This window comes from Microbispora sp. GKU 823 (genome assembly GCF_002027145.1).
Taxonomy (GTDB): Bacteria; Actinomycetota; Actinomycetes; order Streptosporangiales; family Streptosporangiaceae; genus Microbispora; species Microbispora siamensis.
This window is the reverse complement of sequence record NZ_MWJN01000007.1, coordinates 100,285-117,878: the sequence shown is the minus strand read 5'-3', so window position 1 is coordinate 117,878 and position 17,594 is coordinate 100,285. Positions and strand designations below refer to the sequence as shown.

The window sequence follows — 17,594 nt, the reverse complement described above, 5'->3', positions numbered from 1 at the left end:
TTCCTACTCATAGATTTCCTTGGTTGGGGTTGGGAGTATGGGGGCGCATGACTTACAGGGGGTAGCCCCTTGTTCAATCGCTTCCTCAAGAGTCACCTCTACGGAGGCCCTACCACTGCGCGGGCATGGCAATATGTGAAGGACTTTAGAGCGAGGTGTGATGGCGAATCTAGATACAGACTGTTTGGCATTCTCCTTCTGCTCTCGCATGCTGAGGACGATAAGGTCAAATCGCGGATCGGAGCGGGCATGCTCCAACAATGGCCATTCAAGTAGATCTTGAAGCTCTATATCTCTCGTCTCGACTAGTAGGGCTAATATTCGAAATGCGTCATCCATGTCTTCCAGAAGGCAGGACTTGGCTAACTGGTAGCGAGGCGCAAGCGCCGAGATATCCCACTTCAGTACTTCCTCTCGAACTGCACCGGGGCCTTGAAGTCGTGATAGTGCTATCCATCGGTTGACTTGAAATATCAGCTTGTCTGCTGAAGTGGTACTTATGGAAGCGCCGAAGCTGCACATCTTCTCTGACACTCGCCACTGGCGTCGCACAAGTGCGTCATAAGCGATTCTGTTGAGCAAAATGATAAAGTGCTCTGCATCCCTCTTGTGCAGCTTTATGCCAAGCGAGACTGTAAGGAGTACTCCCAGAGTCAGAAGCTCTTCTAGAGCGTTTTGGACGTACTCGCCGTCGCTCCTCAGGGGCGAACCCTCCTGCGGAGCCTTATCGCCCAAAAAGCCAGCTACTTGGTTGACGTAGCGCCGGGAGGCAATGCCGCCATTGTGTACGATGGTATGCCGGCGCTGAAAGATCTCTCTGGTTGCATTCCAGTCAATGGCCAGAGCGGAAAAATCGATATTGGTTTCTTCCTTGAAGAATCGACGCCAGTCGGCGAAGCTTCCATAGAGTAGAGAATCCACGCGGCGAGAGATCGCCAGTCCGGTAGCCTCTTCAATGCTGCCCAGGCGCTTCAAATCGCTCAGAGTGAAATTTGACGATCCCGCATCGAGAGCCTCGGGATGGGCGTGGTAGAAATCTGTAGCCAGACGCGCTATCTGTACTTCGAACGTACTTACAGCGGTAACGACCAATGAATTGAACAGGATAGGGAGGCGCGGCGTCCGGTTCAGCGTATCGTTCAATCTTAGGGCGAAGGCGACTCCTATCCGATCTGTGCCAATGCGGTCCACCAACTCTCTCATGTAGTCTCGTGGATCGAAATTTGAAGCGTCTTCGAAGTGTTTCTTGGTGACCTCACCGAAAGCTCTAAGTTGTCCGCGGGATAGATTAGGAATAAGTTTTTTAGCGCTCGCCGTACTATTCTTTGGTGAGTCAAGCTCGGTTACGTGAGGGGCTAGCTCGATCAAGTCGGATAACGCATCAAATTGTCTCCGGTACCCATCTACACTAAGAAGGATGCGAACCGATATTGGCTCTGGTTCGTCCTGAATGATATTCTCGTATTTCGGTGTCTCTGTTGGCATGTGTCTAATGTACACGTTGACGGTGCGGCTTTAGAAGGCTAGAGGCATTTGTGTCCGAAAAATCCGCTTTGTGGCCGAGTGGCCATGCTAGAACACATGGCGCAAACGACGCGACCAACGCTCTATCTGTGGGTGGACTCAATGTACTGCCGAATATCGCTTACAGAGATCAAGGGCGGCGGCGCGGCCCGCGCCGCCGCCACGGCCCCGCGCCGATCCCCGCGCTGCGCGTGGCGGCCTGGGGCCGTCTCGCGCGGGCGGCGTAGGCCGGCACCGCACCGCCTCGCCCCGTACCCAACGAACGCGCCGCAGGTGGCCGCACCACCGCCCGGGGAAGCACGACCGCGCCGGACCGGCCGAGGTCCTTTGATGCCTCCGGCGGGGGCCTCAGCTCCGGGATGATCGCGACGAGCACGAGCCAGGTCCGTAGTGGCTGAGGTGGGCCTGATCGTCCCGCCTGCCCCGACCCAGGCAGAGCCCAGCAGCCCGACTCCTCCAGCTCAAGCCCGTCCGAGACCGTTGGCATCTGATGATCGAGGAACGGCAGCCGGTTGAGGTACACGCGAGGACGGGCTTGACCTTCCGTCGCCGGCCCGCTGCCGCTTCGCGGTGGGTCGAGGCAGACGGGAAGATCAGGCAGAGGAGATGCGTGCAGGTCTGCACCTCGCGACACACCCCTTGATCGTCGTGCCATTAGCGTGCCATTAGACGGCGGGAAGGTGGCCGACAAGCCGTGATCACAAGAGGTCGCGAGCTGCGACAAGAGGCATGATCGCCGTGCCATTAGCGTGCCATTAGGGCAGCTCGGAGACGGTCAGTGGGGAAGCAGTGTCCCAAGTTGGCCTGCAGGTCAGCGTGCCACCGGGAGCGGTCTTGGCTCCTTACAAGCGAGGGGTCACTGGTTCGAACCCAGTACCGCCCACCTGGTGAAACTCACCTTTGCCGATCTTGTTGTACTGGACTGAGTGATTATGCGCAGAAGAGGCTGTCCATCCTCTCCGCGCCCTGCACAAGCACCAGGCGGATCTGCTTGCGGTAGGCAGTCTCGGTAACCACCGTGTTCCGGTGGCCGACGAGGCGGGAGATGTCCTCGATCGGGACGCCGGAGTCCGACAGCAGCGAGACGAAGCTGTGCCGCATCTCGCGTGGTGACCAGTCCTTGCCGTGGAGATCGGCATTGTCAAGGCGGCCGAACCGGGCCGCACGCGCCGCCGTCACCGCGCACGCCGCCGCCTCCCGCTGCGCTCCCGGCGGACAGCGCGCAAATACTCGGCGGGACATCACCACCGGCCGCCGCGCTCCGGCCGGACTGCATCTGCCGAAGCAACAGACGGGGAGCGCCAGGGCTTCGGCGTAGTCGGGTGGCGTCCGATTTGTGCTCAAGTGAGGCCGACTTCGACAAGATCAAGACAGTTCGCGTGAACGCTGCCATGGGGGCTGCGGCATCCCGCCATGGTGCGAAACCGCCGTCACCCTCCGTCTCAAGCCGTTGCGTCACCTATCGATCGTCGGCACCGTGTTCGTACAGGCATCGATGGTGTGGGCGTTGGCCACCGACCCGGAGGACCGGTCGCTCCCGCTGACCCCACTGCGCGTGATCACGATCCTGGGCATGGTGTCGGTCCAGGTCGCCCTGGTCTGCGTATGGCGGTGGTGACGATGGTGCGACGCGGAACCGTGTTCTCCCACGCCGCCTTCCGCTACGTGGACGTCATGATCAGCGCGATCGTGGCGGCCGCCCTCGTGTGGTTCGCGGTCACGGTCCTCAATGCATCGGGCCAGCGCGCCGACCCGGGCGTCACCGTCATCATGGGCGGGGTCGGCGTGGCCATCCTGGGGGTCGCGCTCATCGTGCTCGTGCTCGTTCATGCTCCTCGCCCAGGCCGTCGCACGCGACATCGAGGCGGCGCGAATGCAGGCCGAGCTTGACGAGGTGATCTGATGCCGATCGTCGTCGACGTCGACGTGATGCTCGCCAAGCGGAAGATGTCCGTGGGCGAACTCGCGGACCGCGTCGGGATCACGCCCGCCAACCTTGCGGTACTCAAGAACGGCCGCGCCAAGGGGGTGCGCTTCTCGACGCTCGCCGCGCTCTGCGAGGTGCTCAAGTGCCAGCCGGGGGGACCTGCTGCGCTGGGAGGCTGAGGACGTCGCGGGCGGGTGACCTTCCAGGTTTTGGTGCGCTGGAAGGTGACGCCATGCCGGGCCAGCAGGGCGCGTAAGGCCTCCCGGCCAATCCGGAGGGCCGGCCGGGAAGAGTCTGCAGGTAGGCGGCGAGTTTGCGGACGGACCAGCGGGTGAACGGCTGCCCGAGCTTCGCCGGTCGCGTGGTGGCCGTCTGGACGACATTCTGTGGCTCGACTGTAGCGAAATACTGCACGTCATAGCCCGCCACCCGGCGGAGGTTCTGCGCGAACCGATCCACGAGCTTGGAGAAGTGCAGCGCGTCCCGAGCCGCTCGCGCGTAGTCATACCGGTCCGGGTTGAGCGGCGCGCCCTCCAGCACCCGCCCATACGACGGGAGGGTTAGAGTCACGACATCGACGGCCGGTAGACCTTGCCGTCCGAGCCCGTGAAGCTACGCCCGAGCGTGCTCTTAGCCATCTGCCGCTTGGGCGGGTCCGGGGCGTCCTGCCGCCGCTTCGTTGACCGCGACCGCATCCCGCTGGTTCGGCCGAGGATGTTGCCGCGCATGCCCGCCCGGTTGATCTCCTCGTCCAGGTCCTCGATCGCGGTGTCCAGGTCGGTGGTGTCCTGGTCGGCGGCATCGGCCTGGTCGCGCCAGGCTTGGGCGTCGGCCCGCAGTTCCACGAGGTAGCGCTGATAGTCGTCCGCCTCGTCGGGGGTGTTGATCGGCTCGGCCTCCAGGTGCCAGCCCTCCCGGCACTGCGCCCGCCGCAACTGCCGGTTCCGCTTCGCGCATGGCGGACACATGGACTCGAGTGTCGCTCCGCAGGGCACGTCGATGACCTCGACGTGTCCGGTGAGGACGTCGAGCCGCCTGGGCGGGACTGGACGGTACTGTTTGGCGATCTCTTCGACCACCTCGCGGGCGAGGGGTTGGGCCATGTGCACCGCTCGAGGTGTGGAGCGGTCGTGCGGGTTGGTCACCAGTCACCCCCGCAGGTGTCCAGGGCGTCGACCTGGTCGAGGCCGTCGACGATGACCGTGGCTTTCTGGCCGCACTCGTGGCACTTGAGCAGGCCGCGCACCTGGTCGAGCCACAGCACGTTGAGCGCGCCGCAGCACGCGCAGCGCAGCCCGTCGAGGACATAAGCGAGGCGCATCATCGGCCCACCCCCGCGAACTCCGCGACATCGCGCGGATGTCGGCGGCGGAGACGTACGCGGCCCGGACCCGCACCGGGTCAGGCGAGGTTTCGAGCCGGAGGTAGCCGACGCCCGCGCCCAGCTCAGGGACGGGTGAGATGTGATCGGCGAGTGCTCCCCGGTCGCGTGCGCAGTCGCCGAGGACCATGTCCACCTGCTCGGACTCGTCGAGCAGGAGTGCGATCTTGACGGGGAACAGGTTGCGGATGTTCATGACCTCCTTGCGGGGGTCCTGGAGTGCGGCCATGACGCCGATGCCGACCGCGCGGCCCTGGGTGGTGAGGACGGCGAGCGCGGCGATGGTCCGGGCGCGGAGCAGCTTGTCGGACTGGTAGGCGATCAGGAACGCCACCTCGTCGACGAGCACCAGGGCGAACGGGTCGGCTGTGGTGGGGGTGTGAGAGCGCTGGAGGCCGGCGAATCGGTCGGCCCGCTCCTGCATCACGCCCCAAAGCAGCTTGATCACGACTTACGGCTGCCGTGTCTGAGCGGACTGGCTCGCTTCCGCGGAGCTGCCTTCGAAGATCCCGAGTTCGGATAGCTACGCTGGATGCGCAAGCTGGGGGAGGTTGCGATTTGTATGGGTGACGGGCACGGGCCCGGACGGTCTGAGCAGGAGGACCCGCTCGGAGCCGAATGGGAGAGGCACCGGCCCGCGGTTTTCGGTGTGGCCTACCGGCTGCTGGGGAGTGTGGCCGATGCCGAGGATGTGACCCAGGACGTGTGGCTGCGGGCCACCGGAGCGGATCTGCGAGACATCGGTGATCTGCAGGCCTGGCTGGTGACGGTGGCCGCGCGACGGTCGTACGACATTCTCAAGAGTGCCCGTTTCCGCCGGGAGACCTATGTCGGGCCGTGGCTGCCGGAGCCGCTGCTGACGGGGCCGGACGCGTCGCAGCCGGTACTCGTCGACGAGTCCGTCAGTTTGGCGATGCTGCTGATCATGGAAGAGCTGAGCCCGCCGGAGCGTGTGGCCTTCGTCCTGCACGATGTCTTCGGTCTTGAGTTCGGCCGGATCGCCGAAGTGCTGGGCGGCTCCGTGCCGGCTGCCCGTCAGCTCGCCTCGCGGGCACGACGGCGGGTGGCCAAGGCGAAGCAGTCCACGCCGCAGGCGTCGAAGGTGGAGCGTGAACGCGTCCTCACGGTCTTCCGCGCAGCCTACGAGGCCGGGGACCTGGCCGGCCTGGTCAGGCTCCTGCACCCGGACGCCGTCTACGTCACCGATGGCGGCGGCAAGGTTCCCGCGGCACGCAAGCTCATCCACGGCGGTGAGCGCGTCGCCGAGGTCATGGTGCGCGTGGGGCGCCAGTGGCACCTGGACCGCATCGACGTCGTCGAGGTCGGCGGCGAGCTCGCCCTCGTGTTCCGCCGGGAGGGCCGGGTCTACTCCGTCGACACGGTCCAGATCGCAGACGGTCTGATCACCGCGTACCGCAGGGTCATCAATCCCGACAAACTCGTGCGCGTCTGAGCTGTCACACCCGGAGGGGCTACCTCGTCTCCCTGATGAGAACGCAAAACGGGCGACGAAGGAATACGCGACAGCAGGTGGGTCGATCATGCAGAACGGCGTACATCCACCTGCAGCGTCACCCCGATGACGAGCCGCTTTGAGTCCTGCGTGTGAACAGGCTGTGCGCCCGACTCGCCCCTCTCCAGTAAGGACCTGTATGCAAGCCATAACTGTGCGAGATCGTAACGCCGGTCTTGCCGGGATGTCCCTGACGGACATGCCCTACCCCCATGCGGCCGAGAACGACGTTATCGCGAGGGTGCACGCCGCCGGCTTCACCCCTGGCGAGCTGGACTGGCCCGCCACGTGGACCGATCGTGCCGGCCGCGACCGAACGCCGAGCGTGCCCGGGCACGAGCTGTCCGGTGTCGTCGTAGAGCTGGGGTACGGCACCACCGGCCTGAGCGTCGGACAGCGGGTGTTCGGCCTGGCCGACTGGACCCGTAACGGCACGCTCGCCGAGTACACCGCGGTGGAGGCACGCAACCTCGCCCCGCTGCCGACGGACATCGACCACACCGTGGCCGCCGCGCTGCCGATCTCCGGGCTGACCGCCTGGCAGGGCCTGTTCAAGCACGGCCGTCTCACCACAGGCCAGACCGTCCTGATCCATGGTGCCGCGGGCGGCGTCGGCTCGATCGCGGTACAGCTCGCGCGCGAGGCCGGCGCCCGCGTGATCGGCACCGGCCGGGCCGCCGACCGGGACAGCGTACTCGGTCTCGGCGTCGACACCTTCGTCGACCTGCAGACTGAGAAGCTCGAGGACGTCGGCGAGGTCGACGTCGTGTTCGACGTGATCGGCGGCGACATCCTCGACCGCTCGGCCGCCCTGGTCCGGGCCGGCGGCACGCTCGTCACCATCGTCATGCCGCCCAAGGTCCAGCCCAAGGACGGGCGGGCGGTCTTCTTCGTCGTCGAACCCGACCGCGCCCGGCTCGCCGACCTCGCCACGCGGCTGAGGGACGGTCGGCTCAAGCCGCTCGTCGGTGCTGTGCGGCCACTCGCCGAGGCACCCGCCGCGTTCGCCCCCGGCAGGCGCATCCTCGGCAAGACGATCATCCGGGTCACGGAAGACTGAGTAGGAGAGCCATCGTGATTGGAACGCGGATTGCCGGTGGCCTTTTGGCTGTCGGCCTGGTGGCCACGGTCACCGGATGCGCTTCGACAGCAGGGCCTGCAACGAGTAAGGCGTCAGTCGCCGCTGCGAAACCTGTGACTGCCAAGCGCCGTCCGCCGCCGCGGTTTCGAAGCCACCATCCGAAACCCTAACGCCTCTGCTCACACAGGCGCTTCCGAACGTCAAGGGCAAGACGTTCACCTCGGCGATCGTCACCCTCCCGCCGACTGCACGCGCGATGCCGCACCGGCACGGCTCGGCGTTCGTCTACGCCTACGTGCTCGAGGGCACTGTTCGCAGCCAGGTCACCGGCGAGCCGGTGCGTACGTTCCATCAGGGCGAGAACTGGGTCGAGCAGCCGGGCGCCCACCACCAGCTCACGGAAAATCCCAGTCAGACGGAACCGGCGAAGCTCCTGGTCGTCTTCGTCTCCAACACCGGAGACAAGCTCAAGGTCGACGACCCGAGCTCATAGCTCGGGGCACGCAGCGGGCGGCAACACTCGCACAACTCTGCCCCTGCCAGAACACACACCACCCGCCACCAAGACGCGCCCGAAGGGCGCGGGCAGACCACGAAGGAATCAAAGGAACCATGATTAACCACCAGCGCGTCAACATCGGCGAGCAGCACCCGGCCGCCTACAAGGCCCTCATCGCCCTGTCGTCGGAGGTGGAAGAGGCCGCTGCCGCAGCGGGCCTCAACCCGCTCCTGGTCGAGCTGCTGAGGATCCGCGCCTCCCAGATCAACGGCTGCGCGTTTTGCCTGCGCATGCACACTCGCGCCGCCCTCAAGAAGGGCGAAAATCCCGACCGGATCGCCGTGCTGCCCGCCTGGGAAGAGACCGACTACTTCTCCGAGACCGACCGCGCCGCCCTCCGCCTGACCGAGGCGATCACACGCGTGCCGGACGGACACGTCGGCGACGAGGACTTCAACGCTGCCGCGGCCGTACTCACCGCAGACCAGGTCTCGGCAGTCGCCTGGCTCGCTACCGTGATGAACGCCTTCAACCGCGTCGCGATCACCAGCCGGTACCCCGTCGGCAGCTGACCTCGACGGTGACACCTGCCCGTCCGGTTGTCTCGGCTCCGGAATATCCGCACTAGAGAGGCTTAATGGCTGGGGTTACGGGGGTCGGAAGTCCAGGCTGGTCTTGGCGGGGAAGCCGGTGACGAGGGCGGGGCGGTACTGCATCCGTTTGAGCCGGTTCTTCACCAGGGCGATCAGCTGGTCGACGGCGCGCATGGCGGCGTTGGCCAGGCTCTTCTTCGTGTGCGCCCACACGCCCTCGACCGGGTTGAGCTCGGGGGCAGTTGCCGGAGTCGGAGCTACGCCCGGCTCTGGAGTTGATCCGCGGCCGTCTGGACGAGCCTGCCCCGGCGGAGCGCGACCTTCCCTTCTTCGCGTCGTTCGAGGCTGAACCGGACCTTGCCGAACGCCATGAGGAGATCCTGCGCTCCGAGATGAGCCTCTGACGTGCTCCTGCGTGAACTTTCCGCGCATGACGGAACTCGTCGAGAGGTACCTCGATCTTCCTCTTGGACTGGTGGACGCTGCCGTCATCGAGATCGCGGACGGTCTGGGGCTGAGGGAGGTCGCGACAGTCGACCAGCGGCACTTCCGGATCGTGCGCCCACGCCACGTCGAGGCCTTCACGCTGTTGCCCAAGGCTGATTACGGACGCTGCCGTCTGGGGTGACGATCGCCATGGACGAGCCCGGACAGCGGTGGACGATGATGGACCGTACGCCCAGGTCGGGGCGGGTTCCGGTGCTGGTCCCGCCCGTTCCTGGGTTGACTTACAAGCCTGCGATCACGCCACGGGGCTTCGTGTCATTAACGTGCCATCAACTTTGGATCTTGGCATTTTTGATATTGCGATTCATCGCGTCGGCGATGACGGCTTGGTGTGTCCGCCGGATCCGTCTCCGACGCCTTCTCCTTCGCTCCTCGGCGCGATAGTAGAGCGCTGGTATCGATCGCTTCGGGGGCGTACAGGGCTGCGCATTCCGCTCGCCAACGCTGAACGGAGGGGCAAGGGCGGAAATGCGAAAATGGCCGTACCTGACAAAAGATCGGAGCCGGCATGAACATGCGCGCGGAGGTGGAGTGGGTGGACTCACGGCAGAGGCTGCCGGAGGACGGAATGCCCGTGGCCGCCGCGATCACGGGCCGTTTCGCGTCCGACGATGTGGACGGGCGCGATCCGGACGCCGGGCAGGAATTCTGGCTGGTGAGGCCGATGTACTTCACCACCCGTCACTTCGATGAGGACGGGCGTGAGCACCACGACTGCTTCGTCGACTCTGACGGTGTCGTCCGCCTGCCCTACGGCCGGGACCGTGACGACCCCCAGATTTGTGACGACCCGATCACTCACTGGGCCGAGCTGCCCACCCTGCCGGGCACGGCCGTGCATTACCTGATGGGCGAGGAGGCGAAGACCGCTCGCGAGAACGCCTTGGGCGAGGGCACATAACGGCGTTAATGGCGCGCTCGCGATCCCATGAGGCACGCCAGCATGGCATGGGCACCACATCCCCGAACGCGCCGACCAAGTCCGCAACCGGCTGCGCAAAGGCCGCCGAGGTGGGCGGCCACTCGCCTTCGACCGAGGCGTCCACAGCTACGGAACACTGATCAACAAGCTCAAGCAGTGGCGTGCATCGCCACCCGCCCCGCGGTCGGGCCGTCCCTGCAGAAAAGATCCACAGGGTCGCATAGATGTCTACGAGCGGGGCTGCCCACGTCCAGGAACTGGCCGAAGCCGGCAAACCGATTCCTCGGGGTGGCATGGCGTGGCGCCAGCTGCTGGCGGAGCGCGGGATCGAGCGGTAGGCGTACTCGATCGTCGAGCCCGATCCTCTCGCTCAAGAACAGATCGCGGCCCTGCCGGACGATGCCTTGCGGTATCTGGCACGGTGTGGACGCGACCTGCGCGCATGCCCGATCATGGGGCAATGTCGCTCCGCACGCACGAGGCCGATCTGTTCGAGAGCTCCAGGGGCCGTTTGGAGGCGATCGCCTACCGGCTGCTGGGATCGGCCGGTGATGCGGAGGACGCGGTGCAGGATACGTACCTGCGCTGGCATGCGGCGGACCGGGAACGGATCGAGACGCCCGAAGCGTGGCTGACGAAGGTGCTCACCAATCTCTGCCTCAACCAGCTCACCTCGGCGCGGGCCAGGCGGGAGACCTACGTGGGGCAGTGGCTTCCTGAGCCGGTGCTGGACGGAGATCGGATGCTCGGCCCCGCCGACACTTTCGAGCAGCGTGAGTCGGTCTCCATGGCGATGCTCACCCTTATGGAGCGGCTGTCACCCAATGAGCGCGTCGTGTATGTGCTGCGCGAGGCGTTCGGGTACGCGCACCGCGAGATCGCGGAGATTCTGGACATCACCGAGTCGAACTGCCAGCAGATCTACCGGCGTGCCAGGCAGCATCTGGCTGTCGAACGATCCCGTACGGAGATTGATGCGGTCGCCGCGCGGAAGATCGTCGAGGAGTTTCTCGCCGCGGCCCTCAGCGGCGACACCGAGCCACTGATTCGGCTGCTCGCCGACGACGCGGTCAGCGTGGCCGACGGCGGCGGTAAGGTCGTCGCTCGCAGGACCCCGATCATCGGAGCGATGGGCATCGCCCAGTACCTGCGTGGCATGTTCCAGCGGAGCGACTCCAAACGAGCCCTCGTGGGCGGCGATCCCGTTTTCTACGCTGTCGTCGTCAACGGCGGTCCTGCCGTGCTGGTCGAGGTCGGCGAGCAGATCATCGGCGTGCTCTGCCTCGATGCGACCCCCGAAGGCCTCGCCTCGATCCACATCCAGGTCAACCCCGACAAACTTCAGCGCATCGCGCGCCAGTGGGCGGCCGCTGGACCTCATCGCCCGCTCCCGGCGAGTTGGTGACCCACATCACATTTGGTCCCTGTCAGGGATCGCGCGCCTGTCCGGTTCAGGAGGTGAAAGCAACCAGATAGGAGCGAGCCATGAAGCACCGCATCGTCGTCCTGGGAGGCGGGTACGCCGGAGCCAACACCGCCGGTCGCCTCGCCAAGCGGCTGCACCGCGACGACGTCGAGATCACCCTGGTCAACGGCGATCCGGAGTTCGTCGAACGGGTGCGCATGCACCAGCTCGCGAGCGGGCAGGATCTGCAGCCTCGCGCACTGCGCGACCTCTACGCGGGCACCGGCGTACAGGTCCGGATCGCGCGGGTCACCGCTGTCGATGTGGAAGGCAAGACCGTCGATCTCGACGGTGAGACCCTCGCCTATGACACCCTCGTGTACGCCCTGGGCAGCGCCATCGCCGATCACGGCGTCCCTGGTGTCGCCGAGCACGCCTACAACGTGGCCGGCAAGCAGGCCGCTCTCCGACTGCGGGCGCGCCTGAGCGAGGTGAAGCCCGGTGGGACCGTGCTGATCGTGGGCGGCGGCCTGACCGGCATCGAGGCGGCCACCGAGATCGCCGAAGCCCACCCGGACCTTGAGGTCGCGATCGCCGCCCGCGGTCGCGTCGGCGGCTGGCTCAGCGACAAGGCCCAGCGCCACTTGCGCGGCGCCTTGGACCGGCTCGGCATCACGGTCCACGACCACGTCGACATCACGCGCGTCGAACCGGACGGCGCGGTCACCGGTACAGGCAGCAAGATCCGGGCCCAGGTGACCGTGTGGACCGCAGGTTTCACCGTGCACCCGATCGCGGCCGCCACCACCCTTGAGGTGTCCGACACAGGCCGGATCGTCGTCGACGCCAGCATGCGATCGGTCTCGCACCCCGATGTGTACGCCGTCGGCGACGCCGCGCTCGCCATGGGCGCGGGTGGCAAGCCGCTGCGGATGTCCTGCGCCTCGGCGAACCCGATGGCGTGGCTGGCAGCCGACGTCATCGCCGCGCGCTTGACTGGCCGCAAGGTTCCCGAGACCACGATCGGCTACTCCCTGCAGTGCATCAGCCTCGGACGCCGCGATGGAATCATCCAGCGCGTGACCCCCGACGATCAGGTCACGTCCACCGTCTTCACGGGCCGGACCGCCGCCCGCATCAAGGAGATGATCTGCGCTAGCGCGGCCTGGAGCGTCTCCCATCCGACCATGATGATGCCGAGCCGCCGCCGCCACCTCGCGGTCACCGGCGCAGTGGAGACCCGACCCCTCACGCGGTCATGACGAAGAGCGTCGCCGGGCGAGCGTGGTTGCCCGCTCGCCCGCCCGCTGCATACGAGCGAACTGCTCGGGCGTCCCCTGTCGCTGATGCGGCTGCGTCCGATGCGGAACTCAGGCCACACCTCGAAAGCACCACCTGTCTCAAGCTGCTCCGCCAGGCGGAGGGACCGTTGCTCGTGCCGTCACCGGCTTGCTCGCCGAGGTCGGACTGGACTTTCGACCCCGTAACCCCAGCCATCAAGCCTCTCTAGTGATCACATGGATTCGTAGCGGGTATCGCCGAAGCGGTGTATGACGCGGACACTCCTTCCACCTATGGCGTGTTCGGCCTCCTCCTCCACATGGTGCTTCTCGCTCTGAGGTGCCCAGCAAACCGGCAACCGGTCATTATTGCGGTCCTTCGGGTTCACATAATCCACGCCAACCGTCTCGGCGGAGTCGCCATGCTTTTCGCAGATCGAATAGCTCGCTTCATTCCAGTTGGCGGCGTGTGTGCAGGGCGTAGAGCTGTCGACGTTCAATCCCTTGATGCCAGCGCAATCTCTGAGGTGATCACTCCATATGGAGTCGCATGTTGCGATCTGCAGGAAGATGCCGGCGTGGAGATCGCGTAAGCAATTGACTCTCATGTTCAACCCGAATGCGCACTCGTTGGGGGATGGCCATTCGGTCGTGCAAGTGAGGTACTTGTCGCGAAGGTCGGAGCAGTTCACGCGCAGTGTGCGACACACACTGACAACCTCGATATACGTTGCACAAATTATGTCATCGCCTCGCGTGTCGCCGCGACAATCGTAGTAGGCGTCTCGCGCCTTCACGCAGTTGAAATCGCTGGCCGGATCAAAGTTGCCCGGACAGCGCAGGAACTCTCTCTCGCCTCCGGCGCACACGTCATCAGACCGCTTCGGAGTTCCCGTGCGGCATGAGATGTAAGAATCGAACGACGAGGCACAGTCCTGTCCGCTGTGAAAGATGGCTCGTTCTCCGAAACGGCATTCAATTCGTACGACAAGCGCTTGCTGACACAGCATGGCCGAATTTTTCACCGGATGCCGCTTCATGCACGCCTTGTATCCGGGAGCTTTCGAGCGACAATCCAGGCCTCTCGGCCCCCGACCCTTCGGACAAAGATCGTCGGCTGCGAAATGCGAATCGGGGCCCGTCTCGGGATGCCAAGTCGGCTGCGGCCATGGGATCTCCGCAATGGTCGCGGTCGAGGAACAACCGGTCAGGACGGCAACGGCCGCGATCGCGACCAGTACGCCCCAGATCCATCGCCTCCCTGCGGCCATGCACCCTCTCAATGGACGGAATGGGCTAACGCTGCCGAATTCCCCATGTGTACCACGACGGATCAGTCACGGCACCTCGCGTGAACATACGACCTGGGGCGCCGGAGAATCGCGGCAGAAGTCTTCATCCGGCGTCGGGTCGCGTCCCATGGCGAGGGCCGCGGTTCGGGCAAGACGGATCGTGTCGTCCGCCTCGCCGGGCCGGTTGTCGCGTGGCGTGACTGCGCTCGGCCGAACGAATCAGCGGACAACAGGAATGCCTACCTTGGCCGCGAACTCGGCGGTGAAGACGACCATCACGTCGTCGGTACCGAGGTAGTAGACCTCGCCTGGTGGCCAGTCCGCCGGTCGGCCGGCGGCAATCCACACTGCCCTCTCTCGTGAGCACAACCGGATCGCGTCCGGCACCCGGTTGCCGCGCTCAGGGTCTTCGGACCAGGCAATGTCAACGCAGGTCAGTTTCCTGTCGACCAGGCTCGACCAGCGCGGGTGGTCGGTCACTTCCACCGGAGCTGACCCGTACGGCTCTCCGATCAGGCGCAGATGAGCGGTCATCGGCTCAGGGAAGAGCTCAAGCCCGTAGTGGTCGAAGTTGCTTCCCCATACAGCTGAAAAGCAAGCGCCATCGTCGGTGAACAGCTCGACGCCCATCGTCGGCTGGTGCCAGGGCCCGAAGTCCCAGTCCTCGACATGGCGGCCGTCTTCCCCGCCTGTCAATGGGTAGTAGACGACTCTTCGGATGCGTCTGCCTCGCAACAGGGCAGTCGTCCGCTCATATCTCACCGCGGTCAGCAACGACGACACCGGTACAGCATCGCTCGACACCGACAACTGAGCCATCTATATTCCTGGCCACTCTTCAGGTGGGCCGCTTCCGCGTGCGCCGACCGATTACGTCGCCACCATTCGGCCGCCGCAGCGGACGTCGCCGGTCGACGCGGGGGTTGGCCTCTTCGGCGCAGTGGGTCAGTGGCCGGGGTGGACGAGACCGCATTCGTAGGCGAAGACCACGGCCTGGACTCGGTCGCGGAGACCCAGCTTGGCGAGGATGCGGGTGACGTGGGTCTTGACCGTCGGCTTGCTGAGGTAGAGTTCCGCGGCGATCTCTGCGTTGGAGCGGCCTCGGGCGATGAGCCTCAGTACCTCGAGTTCGCGCGGCGTCAGCGTCTCGAGCCCGGCCGGGTGGCCGGAGCCCGGCCGTGGGCGGCGGACGTAGTCCTCGATCATCCGCCGGGTGATCTCCGGTGCCAGTAGTGCCTCGCCCGCGGCGACCGTACGGACGGCTCCGGCCAGCTCGCGCGGTGGTGCGCTCTTGAGCAGGAAGCCGCTCGCCCCGGCCCGCAGCGCCTGGTAGACGTACTCATCCTCGTCGAATGTCGTGAGCATGAGGATGCGCGCCCGGCAGTGGCCGCGGTTCAGCAGGTGGCGCGTCGCCTCGATGCCGTCCAGGCGGGGCATGCGGATGTCCATGAGGATGACGTCGGGCTGCAGCACGGACCCCCGGTCGATGGCCTCGATGCCGTCGACCGCCTCGCCGACCACCTCGATGTCGTCCTGACCCTCCAGGATCGAGCGGAAACCGCCGCGTACGAGGGCTTGGTCGTCGACGAGCAAAACCCTGATCATCGCTGGCCCGCCTCCAGCGGCAACTGCGCCGTCACGGTGAAGCCGCCGCCGGGCGTGCCCGCTGTCTCGAGCGAACCACCGTAGAGCCCGACCCGTTCGCGCATCCCGATCAGGCCGTGCCCGACGCGGTCGGTGTCGGCTCCGCCCGATCCGTCTGTTCGCCCGGTGTCGCGGATGCTCACCCGTACGGACTGATCGTCGTAGTGCAACCTGACGTGCGCGGTGGTCGGAGCGGCGTGTTTCAGCACGTTGGTGAGCGCCTCCTGCACGATCCGGTAGACGGTCAGGTCCAGGCCGGGTGGGAGGGGGCGGCCCGAACCCTCCACGGTGAGCTCGACCGGCAGGCCGATCGTGGCCATGTGGTCGACCAGTTCGGCCAGGTCGGCCGTGCCCGGCTGCGGCTTGAGCTCGAGCTGGGCCCGTTCCCCGCGTAGCAGGCCGAGCATGCGCCCGAGTTCGCCGACGGCCTGCCGTCCGGTCTCCTGGATCGAGCGCAGCGGTGCTCGCGCCTTCTGCGGGTCGCGGTCGAGCAGGTCCTCGGCGGCGCCCGCTTGGACCACCATGACGCTGACGCAGTGGGCGACGATGTCGTGCAACTCGCGCGCGATGCGGGCGCGCTCGTCGGCAAGCGCGACTCGGATCGCTTCCTCGCGCTCGGCCTCCAGTTGCCGGGCCCGGGCGCGGTCGTCGGAGTGGCTGCGGGCGCGGGCACGCAGCACCCGGCCGGCGACGAAGCACACCGCCAAGGGCACCGCGACGAACGGGATGTTGCCGACGGTGCCGGACTCCGGGTTGCGCAGGAACACCACGACCAGGCCGGCGCCGACGGCCGCCACGCCGATGAAGGCCCGTGCCGACACGCTGTGCCGGGCCACCGAGTAGGTGGCGACCAGGATGGGCAGGAAGTCGCCCCACAGTGTGACCGTCAGCGGCGTCGCCAGCATCGGCCCGGCGATCGCGACCGCGACGATCACGGCGGTGGCGAGCGGCGTCACCCGGCGCAACGCCAGGATCGAGGTCGCCACCAGCGTGGAGACGACCACGGCCGGCATCGGGCCGTACGGCGTCGAGTTGTCGAGATGGAACGCGAGGTCGGCCTGGGCGAAGCCGGTGATCGCAAGGGCGAGCAGCGCGTCGGGGAGCAGCCCGGCGGGCCTGTGCCGCAGCCACGCACGCGCCGGCGACTCCGCCCGGGGCTGGACCGGGTTTGTCACGTCCATCACACCCGCAAGTTACTGCGGGCACGCTCGCGTGACGTCATCCGGAGGTCGCATTTCCGGCAGCGTGGTTCGCGACCGGGGTATGAACCGGCGCCGACCCCCGTACGACGACGCCGCGGGTGCGCGGGACCGACGCTGAGGACGCGCCGCCGACGGACGGCATCGCGCACAGCGCCTGGCGCTGCACACCATGGAGGAGACCATGACCGTGAACGTGAGACGTCTCGCCGGATGGGCGCTCATCGTCGGCACGATCGTCGCGGCGGCGGGCTACCTCGCCGCCAACCTGCTCGCGCCGGGCAGCGGCGAGGAGGTGTTCCGCTACCAGAACTGGCCGCTGTTCGAGGGGATCGCACTGGTCGGGGACGTCGTCATCGCGCTGGGGCTGCCGGTGATCCTGACCTTCGCCGGGCGCGCGCCGAAGCTGCACATCGCCGGCTACGTCGGCGTGTTCGCCGCGCTGGTGATGCTCAATGTCGGCGAGGGCACAACTGAGGCCTTCGTCAAGCCCTATCTGGTCGGCCACGGCGGCATCCCCGCGGAGGAACCGGCGGGCTTCGCGGTATTCGAGGGTGTCGCGCTCCTGGCGCTGGTCGTCGGCTCGATCTGCCTCGGCATCGCCGTGCTGAGGGCGCGGACGCTGCCGTGGTGGATCGGGGTCGCGCTGATCGTCTCGTGCCTCCTCGGCGCCCTCGGGCTGCCCGGGGCCTGGTTCCTGGTGCCGGACCTCGTCTTCTTCGCGGCGCTGTTCGCCATCGGCATCGTCGCCTTGCGAGGGCGGCCGGACCGTACCGCGGTCTGATCGTTTCAGACGGCGACCTCGCCGCCTTGGACAAGCTCGCCTG

General features: G+C 66.2%; 20 protein-coding genes and 3 pseudogenes. 13 read left to right on the top strand and 10 right to left on the bottom strand.

Annotation, left to right across the window (positions count from 1 at the left end):
* Window positions 1–3: 3 nt before the first annotated feature.
* Both B1L11_RS44915 and B1L11_RS47950 read right to left on the bottom strand, forming a co-directional pair.
* The gene (locus B1L11_RS44915) at window positions 4–1,485 is read right to left on the bottom strand and encodes a hypothetical protein (protein ID WP_143737032.1); all 1,482 of its coding nucleotides are present in this window, start codon (window positions 1,483–1,485) and stop codon (window positions 4–6) included.
* Window positions 1,486–2,454: 969 nt separating this feature from the next.
* On the bottom strand, window positions 2,455–2,703 hold the full coding sequence (locus B1L11_RS47950) for a tyrosine-type recombinase/integrase (RefSeq protein ID WP_256862275.1): 249 nt from the start codon (window positions 2,701–2,703) through the stop codon (window positions 2,455–2,457).
* Between the two features lie 298 nt (window positions 2,704–3,001).
* On the opposite strand from B1L11_RS47950, the gene B1L11_RS47945 reads away from it, so the two are divergent.
* From B1L11_RS47945 to B1L11_RS06255, 3 genes are read left to right on the top strand one after another with little or no spacing between them, the layout of a single operon-like run.
* Window positions 3,002–3,142 (top strand): hypothetical protein, encoded by a 141-nt coding sequence (locus B1L11_RS47945; RefSeq protein WP_218670935.1) that lies wholly within the window; start codon window positions 3,002–3,004, stop codon window positions 3,140–3,142.
* Between the two features lie 2 nt (window positions 3,143–3,144).
* Window positions 3,145–3,414: a DUF2975 domain-containing protein gene (locus tag B1L11_RS06260; protein ID WP_218670934.1), complete on the top strand. Its 270-nt coding sequence runs from the start codon at window positions 3,145–3,147 to the stop codon at window positions 3,412–3,414.
* Window positions 3,415–3,426: 12 nt separating this feature from the next.
* Entirely contained in the window at window positions 3,427–3,630 is a 204-nt protein-coding gene (locus tag B1L11_RS06255) for a helix-turn-helix transcriptional regulator (RefSeq protein WP_218670933.1), read from the top strand.
* Window positions 3,631–3,650: 20 nt separating this feature from the next.
* On the opposite strand, the pseudogene B1L11_RS06250 reads toward B1L11_RS06255, so the two are convergent.
* The 3 genes and pseudogenes from B1L11_RS06250 to B1L11_RS49900 all read right to left on the bottom strand — a co-directional run.
* Window positions 3,651–4,596, bottom strand: a pseudogene (locus tag B1L11_RS06250) (replication initiator); the annotation flags it as partial.
* On the bottom strand, window positions 4,593–4,775 hold the full coding sequence (locus B1L11_RS46525) for a hypothetical protein (protein ID WP_079313588.1): 183 nt from the start codon (window positions 4,773–4,775) through the stop codon (window positions 4,593–4,595). The gene B1L11_RS46525 and the pseudogene B1L11_RS06250, both read right to left, overlap by 4 nt.
* 22 nt (window positions 4,776–4,797) lie before the next feature.
* Window positions 4,798–5,259, bottom strand: a pseudogene (locus B1L11_RS49900) (cell division protein FtsK); the annotation flags it as partial.
* Between the two features lie 135 nt (window positions 5,260–5,394).
* On the opposite strand from B1L11_RS49900, the gene sigJ reads away from it, so the two are divergent.
* The 4 genes and pseudogenes from sigJ (at window position 5,395) to B1L11_RS06220 (ending at window position 8,497) form a co-directional block, all read left to right on the top strand.
* The gene (sigJ, locus tag B1L11_RS06235; protein ID WP_079313586.1) at window positions 5,395–6,285 is read left to right on the top strand and encodes an RNA polymerase sigma factor SigJ; all 891 of its coding nucleotides are present in this window, start codon (window positions 5,395–5,397) and stop codon (window positions 6,283–6,285) included.
* Between the two features lie 259 nt (window positions 6,286–6,544).
* A complete protein-coding gene (locus B1L11_RS06230; RefSeq protein WP_256862274.1) occupies window positions 6,545–7,405 on the top strand; it encodes an NADP-dependent oxidoreductase in 861 nt (286 codons plus the stop codon).
* Window positions 7,406–7,580: 175 nt separating this feature from the next.
* Window positions 7,581–7,919: pseudogene (locus B1L11_RS06225) on the top strand (cupin domain-containing protein); the annotation flags it as partial.
* Window positions 7,920–8,038: 119 nt separating this feature from the next.
* Window positions 8,039–8,497: a carboxymuconolactone decarboxylase family protein gene (locus tag B1L11_RS06220; RefSeq protein ID WP_079313583.1), complete on the top strand. Its 459-nt coding sequence runs from the start codon at window positions 8,039–8,041 to the stop codon at window positions 8,495–8,497.
* A 75-nt stretch (window positions 8,498–8,572) separates the two neighbouring features.
* Here B1L11_RS06220 and B1L11_RS46515 read toward each other — a convergent pair whose 3' ends face one another.
* The gene (locus tag B1L11_RS46515; protein ID WP_179154999.1) at window positions 8,573–8,731 is read right to left on the bottom strand and encodes a hypothetical protein; all 159 of its coding nucleotides are present in this window, start codon (window positions 8,729–8,731) and stop codon (window positions 8,573–8,575) included.
* Between the two features lie 29 nt (window positions 8,732–8,760).
* On the opposite strand from B1L11_RS46515, the gene B1L11_RS46510 reads away from it, so the two are divergent.
* The 5 genes from B1L11_RS46510 (at window position 8,761) to B1L11_RS06195 (ending at window position 12,614) form a co-directional block, all read left to right on the top strand.
* Window positions 8,761–8,922, top strand: a complete 162-nt coding sequence (locus B1L11_RS46510; protein ID WP_179154998.1) for a hypothetical protein — start codon at window positions 8,761–8,763, stop codon at window positions 8,920–8,922.
* A gap of 26 nt (window positions 8,923–8,948) precedes the next feature.
* Complete coding sequence (locus B1L11_RS06210; protein ID WP_179154997.1) at window positions 8,949–9,146, top strand: hypothetical protein; 198 nt, start codon at window positions 8,949–8,951, stop codon at window positions 9,144–9,146.
* 387 nt (window positions 9,147–9,533) lie between these two features.
* Window positions 9,534–9,926, top strand: coding sequence for an AQJ64_40280 family protein (locus B1L11_RS06205; RefSeq protein WP_079313582.1), 393 nt, complete (start codon window positions 9,534–9,536; stop codon window positions 9,924–9,926).
* A gap of 481 nt (window positions 9,927–10,407) precedes the next feature.
* On the top strand, window positions 10,408–11,352 hold the full coding sequence (locus tag B1L11_RS06200) for an RNA polymerase sigma-70 factor (RefSeq protein ID WP_079313581.1): 945 nt from the start codon (window positions 10,408–10,410) through the stop codon (window positions 11,350–11,352).
* An 80-nt stretch (window positions 11,353–11,432) separates the two neighbouring features.
* Complete coding sequence (locus B1L11_RS06195) at window positions 11,433–12,614, top strand: NAD(P)/FAD-dependent oxidoreductase (RefSeq protein WP_079313580.1); 1,182 nt, start codon at window positions 11,433–11,435, stop codon at window positions 12,612–12,614.
* Between the two features lie 251 nt (window positions 12,615–12,865).
* On the opposite strand, the gene B1L11_RS44900 is transcribed toward B1L11_RS06195, so the two are convergent.
* The 4 genes from B1L11_RS44900 to B1L11_RS06180 form a co-directional block, all read right to left on the bottom strand.
* Window positions 12,866–13,672: a hypothetical protein gene (locus tag B1L11_RS44900; protein WP_143737030.1), complete on the bottom strand. Its 807-nt coding sequence runs from the start codon at window positions 13,670–13,672 to the stop codon at window positions 12,866–12,868.
* 471 nt (window positions 13,673–14,143) lie between these two features.
* Window positions 14,144–14,743, bottom strand: a complete 600-nt coding sequence (locus B1L11_RS06190; protein ID WP_079313579.1) for a hypothetical protein — start codon at window positions 14,741–14,743, stop codon at window positions 14,144–14,146.
* A gap of 126 nt (window positions 14,744–14,869) precedes the next feature.
* On the bottom strand, window positions 14,870–15,529 hold the full coding sequence (locus tag B1L11_RS06185; protein ID WP_079313578.1) for a response regulator transcription factor: 660 nt from the start codon (window positions 15,527–15,529) through the stop codon (window positions 14,870–14,872).
* On the bottom strand, window positions 15,526–16,749 hold the full coding sequence (locus B1L11_RS06180) for a sensor histidine kinase (protein ID WP_256862280.1): 1,224 nt from the start codon (window positions 16,747–16,749) through the stop codon (window positions 15,526–15,528). The genes B1L11_RS06185 and B1L11_RS06180 overlap by 4 nt, the downstream gene beginning before the upstream one ends.
* 202 nt (window positions 16,750–16,951) lie before the next feature.
* Between B1L11_RS06180 and B1L11_RS06175 the strand changes: the two genes are divergently transcribed.
* Window positions 16,952–17,551, top strand: a complete 600-nt coding sequence (locus B1L11_RS06175) for a hypothetical protein (protein ID WP_143737029.1) — start codon at window positions 16,952–16,954, stop codon at window positions 17,549–17,551.
* The last annotated feature ends 43 nt before the right edge of the window (window positions 17,552–17,594 follow it).